This window comes from Nostoc sp. JL23, assembly GCF_017115065.1.
In the GTDB taxonomy this organism is placed as follows: domain Bacteria; phylum Cyanobacteriota; class Cyanobacteriia; order Cyanobacteriales; family Nostocaceae; genus Nostoc; species Nostoc punctiforme_A.
This window is the reverse complement of the sequence record NZ_JABXKN010000071.1, coordinates 1-5539: the sequence shown is the minus strand read 5'-3', so window position 1 is coordinate 5539 and position 5539 is coordinate 1. Positions and strand designations below refer to the sequence as shown.

Annotated in this window: 2 protein-coding genes; both read left to right on the top strand. The window is 38.9% G+C overall.

What is annotated here, in order from left to right; genetic code table 11:
• A partial coding sequence (locus HWQ42_RS14710) for a hypothetical protein (RefSeq protein ID WP_292813234.1) occupies window positions 1-181 on the top strand: 181 nt, incomplete at its 5' end.
• Between the two features lie 313 nt (window positions 182-494).
• Complete coding sequence (locus HWQ42_RS14705) at window positions 495-5204, top strand: non-ribosomal peptide synthetase (protein ID WP_292813232.1); 4710 nt, start codon at window positions 495-497, stop codon at window positions 5202-5204.
• Window positions 5205-5539: the final 335 nt, after the last annotated feature.

Here is a 5539-nt window from a genome sequence, read left to right as displayed (position 1 = left end):
CCTTCATCCCCCCTTTAAAATGATTATCATTACTGTTGGTGGAATAGTTTATTTTCTGGAAGTCCCCAAGAACCGAGCTTGTTCGGTGTGGGCAGATAAGGAGTCAATTCTGAGTCTGAATGACAGGACTTGCACCTGCATCAATCCGAGAGTTCAGCCTTTAATGTCAGTAATCTGCTGACGGACTGGATTAGTTATGTACGGACTGGATACCGTGATTCACTAATCAACGAATCGCACCCATCAATGCCATTTGTCCACCTGGTTTTAGCTTCATACCATAGTTATAATCATCCAAGTTTCATTCCCAGGAATGATTTATACAGTCTTAGAAGTGTGATAAAAATGCTGGGTTAGGTAATAAGCAGTGCAGCTTGGCAAAAAGAACTATCCAGTTAAAAAATGTTAAAAAGCTTATGAAACAAGCAATATTCTTACAGCATAGCTGCCTGCTAACTTCTAATAAATAACAATACTTGCGAAGGGGTTTAATTTTGAATACGGTTGAGTTTTTAACTTATCTTCGCAGCTTAGATATTCAAGTTTTTATTGATGGTGAAAAGTTTCGCTGCAACGCCCCTGAAGGAATTATTACACCAGAACTGCGTGCAGAAATTCAAGGGCGTAAAGCAGAAATTATTGAATTTTTAGAAGCATCTAATCGTACTAATAACCACAGTTTTAAACCTCTCGTACCTATTTCACGGTCAGGAAATCTTCCCCTCTCCTTTGCTCAACAACGGCTGTGGTTTCTTGACCAATTAATTCCTAATAATCCTTTCTATAACATTCCACTAGCACTACATTTAACAGGTTCGCTGAAATTAGCCGCGCTAGAGCAAACTTTTAACGAAATCGTGCAACGACATGAAGCTTTACGCACCACTATTGTCGTACAGAAAGGGCAACCAGTTCAGGTAATTAATCCTACCCTAACAATACCTTTACCAATAATAGATTTACGGCAACTGCCACAAGCCGAACGAGAAATACAAGCACGACGACTCACTACACAAGAAGCTCAACGTCCTTTCAATTTATCAACTGATTCGTTGCTGCAAGTAAAACTGCTGTGGTTGGATGAGACACAATACATCCTGCTGCTAACTATGCACCACATTGTCTCTGATGGTTGGTCTATTGGGGTGCTGATTCAAGAGATAGCAGCACTCTACACAGCCTTTGCCAGCAATCAGTCTTCTCCTCTACCGAAACTTACAATCCAATATGCAGACTTTGCATACTGGCAACGCCAATGGTTGCAAGGGGAAGTATTAAAAAAGCAACTAAGTTACTGGCAGAAGCAATTAGACGGCATTTCTATGCTAAACCTGCCAACCGACAGACCAAGACTAGCTGTTCAAACTTACCAGGGTGCAAGGCAACCTCTGCAATTATCAAAAAGTTTGAGCAAAGCACTTTTAGCTCTCGGACAACAAGAAGGGGTAACTTTATTCATAACCCTACTAGCAGCATTCCAAGCTTTACTTTACCGCTACACACAGCAAGAAGATATTGCTATTGGTTCACCTATTGCCAATCGCAACCGTAGTGAAATTGAGGGATTAATTGGTTTTTTTGTCAATAGCTTAGTACTGCGTACCGATATATCAGGAAACCCAACTTTTCGGGAACTATTGAGTCGAGTGAAAGAGGTAGCTTTAGGGGCTTATGCTCATCAAGATTTGCCTTTTGAAAAACTCGTAGAAGAACTACATCCAGAGCGTAATTTGAATCAAAATCCCCTATTTCAAGTTGTTTTTGCGCTCCAAAATGCGCCGATGACAGCCTTAGAGTTACCTAGTTTAACTTTAAGTCCCCTACCTTTTGAAACGGAAACAACGCGCTTTGATTTGGAGTTCCACTTGTGGGAACCAAATACTCAAAATGGCTTATGGGCAGATAGCTCAGAAGGAATTAGTGGTTTTGTAATTTATAGCACTGATTTATTCGATGACGCTACTATCACCCGGATGTTAGGACATTTCCAAATATTACTGGAGGGTATAGTTGCAAATCCAGAAGACCGAATTGCACATTTACCACTTTTAAGCGAATCTGAGCTACATCAATTGTTAGTTGAATGGAACAATACCCAGGCAAATTATCCTCAAGATAGGTGTATTCATCAGTTAATTGAGAGCGTAGCAGAGCAGAATGGTGAGGCAACTGCACTCGTACTTGGCAATGAGCAACTTAGCTATAAAGAGTTAAATATACACAGTAATAAAGTTGCACATTATCTAAAAAAATTAGGAGTTAAAACCGAAGTTTTAGTAGGACTTTGTGTAGAACGCTCTTTTGATATGGTAATCGGGATGTTGGGCATCCTAAAAGCAGGTGGAGCTTATGTACCTTTAGATCCAAGCTATCCATCTGAACGTTTAAACTTTATGCTTGAGGATGCTCAAGTCTCAATTTTATTAACTCATGAGCGATGGCTTGAACGTCTGAAAAATTTTAATTCACAAATAATCTGTTTAGATAAGAATTGGGAGATTATTTTTCAAGAGATTGAAGATAATCTTACTAGTAGAATTACAGTAGATAACCTCGCTTATATCATTTATACCTCTGGCTCAACTGGAAAACCTAAAGGGGTTAAAGTTGAACATAGAGGATTGTTAAATTTAGTATTTTGGCATCAAAAAGCATTTGCAGTTTCACCCCTTGATCGAGCAACGCAGATTTCTGGAGTTGCCTTTGACGCTTGCGGTTGGGAAATTTGGCCTTATCTGACTACTGGGGCAAGTATTTATTTTGTAGATGATCAAACCAGGCGATCGCCTGAGTATCTCCGAGATTGGCTAGTATCAAAAGCGATAACAATTTGTTTTATCCCAACACCTTTAGCAGAGAAAGTTCTATTACTAGATTTTCCTCAGAACGCAGCTTTACGAATATTGCTCACAGGTGGAGACAAACTAAATCAATATCCTTTAGCTTCTCACTCTTTTCAAGTATTTAATAATTATGGGCCCACGGAGAACACGGTTGTTACAACTTCTGGTCATATTTCTGTTAAGAAGAAAGATAATTTAGCACCTGTAATTGGTTGTGCGATCGCCAATACAAAAGTTTATATATTAGATAAACATTTACAACCAGTACCTATTGGCGTTCCGGGAGAGTTGTACATAAGTGGTGATGGGTTAGCGCGAGGTTATTTAAATCATCCTGAGTTAACTGCTGAATCCTTCATTTATCATTCTTTTACTAATAAGTTAAAAGCACGACTTTATAAAACAGGTGATTTAGTTCGCTATCGAGTAGATGGCAACATTGAATTTTTAGGCCGCCTCGACGATCAGATAAAAATTCGTGGCTATCGTATTGAGTTGGGAGAAATTGAAGCGATACTGAGTAAGCATCCAGCAGTGCAGCAAACTGTAGTAATAACTCGTGAGGATGAACAGGAAAAGCGCCTAGTAGCTTATGTAGTACCAAAAACTGAATACAGTAACCAACAGGAGAATTTGCAATTAATGCAATTGCAGAATGAGCAGGTTTTGCAATGGCAGATGTTGTATAACGAAACTTATAATCAATCTACTGATTCAGATCCTACATTCAATTTTGTCGGCTGGAATAGTAGTTACACAAATCAGCCTATTCCAGCAGAGCAGATGCGTGAGTGGGTGGATAACCAAGTCGAGCAGATTTTGGCTTTGCAACCCAAACGAGTGTTAGAAATTGGTTGTGGAACAGGCTTGATTCTATTTAGAATTGCACCTCACTGCACTAAATATTGGGGAACAGACTTTTCCTCAGTTTCACTTAACTGCATTCAGCAACAGCTACAAAAACAAGAAATGCCGCAGGTAACACTATATCAGCAAATGGCTACTGACTTCGAGAAAGTAGAAACAGCAGCTTTTGATGCAGTAATTCTGAACTCAGTTGTACAATATTTTCCTACTATTGATTATCTGATTAGTGTATTAGAAGGTGCTGTGCAGGCAACTGCTCCAGGTGGCTTTATCTTCATAGGAGATGTACGTAGTTTGCCACTCTTGCAAGCTTTTCATGCGTCAGTCCAACTGTATCAAGCTGAACCTTCCCTTACCTGCTTCGAGTTGCAACAACGGATACAAAGGCAAATATTTCAAGAAACAGAGTTAGTTATTGATCCAGATTTTTTTACTGCAATCAAGCAACGCTTTCCGCAAATTAATCATGTACAAATCCAACTGATGCGGGGTAAACATCACAATGAATTAACTAAGTTTCGTTACAATGTGATTCTTCATATTAGTGCCGAAATTGTTAGTAATACTGGAAATTGCTCAGTGCTTAACTGGTCTGAAGATAATCTAACAGCCTCAGCGGTGCGCCAGTTATTAATTGAGAATAAACCAGAAATTTTAAGCATTATCAATGTACCTAATGCGCGGCTGATGTCAGCAATTAAAACAGCAGAATGGCTATCAGACCTAAAAGATTTTAAAACTGTAGGTCAAATACGTAAAGCTTTGCAAGAACTAGAAAATTTCGGAGTAGAGCCAGAAGATTTCTATGCGCTGAACGTACCTTATAGTGTTGAGATTACCTGGTCACATTCAAGTACTGAAGGACATTATGATGTAGTTTTTGTACGGCAAGATGAAGTAGGTAAAAGAACTATTTTTCCCCATAGCACGACTCTCTATCGGCCCTGGCAATCTTACGGAAATAATCCCCTACAAACCAAAGCAGCACGTAAGTTAGTGCCGCAGTTGCAGACTTACATAGCACAAAAACTGCCTGAGTACATGATGCCATCAGGTTTTGTAGTATTGGAGTCTTTACCTCTAACAGCTAATGGTAAAGTCAATCGCCGCGCCTTAAAAGCATTCCATAATGGAATCAAGCCCCAATTGCCTGAAAATTACATCGCACCTCGAACTCCTGTTGAACAAGTGCTGGTGAAAATTTTTGTTGAGGTTTTGGGACTTAAAAGCGTAGGAATTTATGATAATTTCTTTGAATTAGGAGGTCATTCATTACTGGCAACTCAGCTTGTCTCTAGAGTGCGCGACACCTTACACGTGGAGTTGCCTTTGCGTAGCGTATTTGAGGCATCGACAATTGCAGAATTATCTAAGGTGGTGGAAAGCTTTAAAGAAAGCAATGCTCAAAGTCAAGCCCCAGTTTTAGTACCACTATCGCGTGAAAGTCGGCGGATTAAGTTATCTTCCTTAAACGAAAAGAGCGTAAAACTTTAAAAAAAGATGGTTCTTGTGTTACTTTTATGGATAATTAATACTAAAGTGCCAGTTTAATAAACTGCGGAGTCGAAAATTGCTAAAGTTACGAAAGCCCAGAAGTTTTGAATGTTAAAAAACAACTGATAAAAATAGCCCAAAATATAGTATTTTTGGGCGAAGGCTTAAAATATATTAGTTTGATTGCGATTGTGGATGGGGTGTTGCTGAAATGGAATAAGTGTTGCATTTTATACGTACTAAAGAGCCATTAATTTCTAGATTAGAGTTTATTATTTATGGCTCTCCAAGAGTAGTTATGTTAAAATAACATGAATAAACAAAATAACCATCAA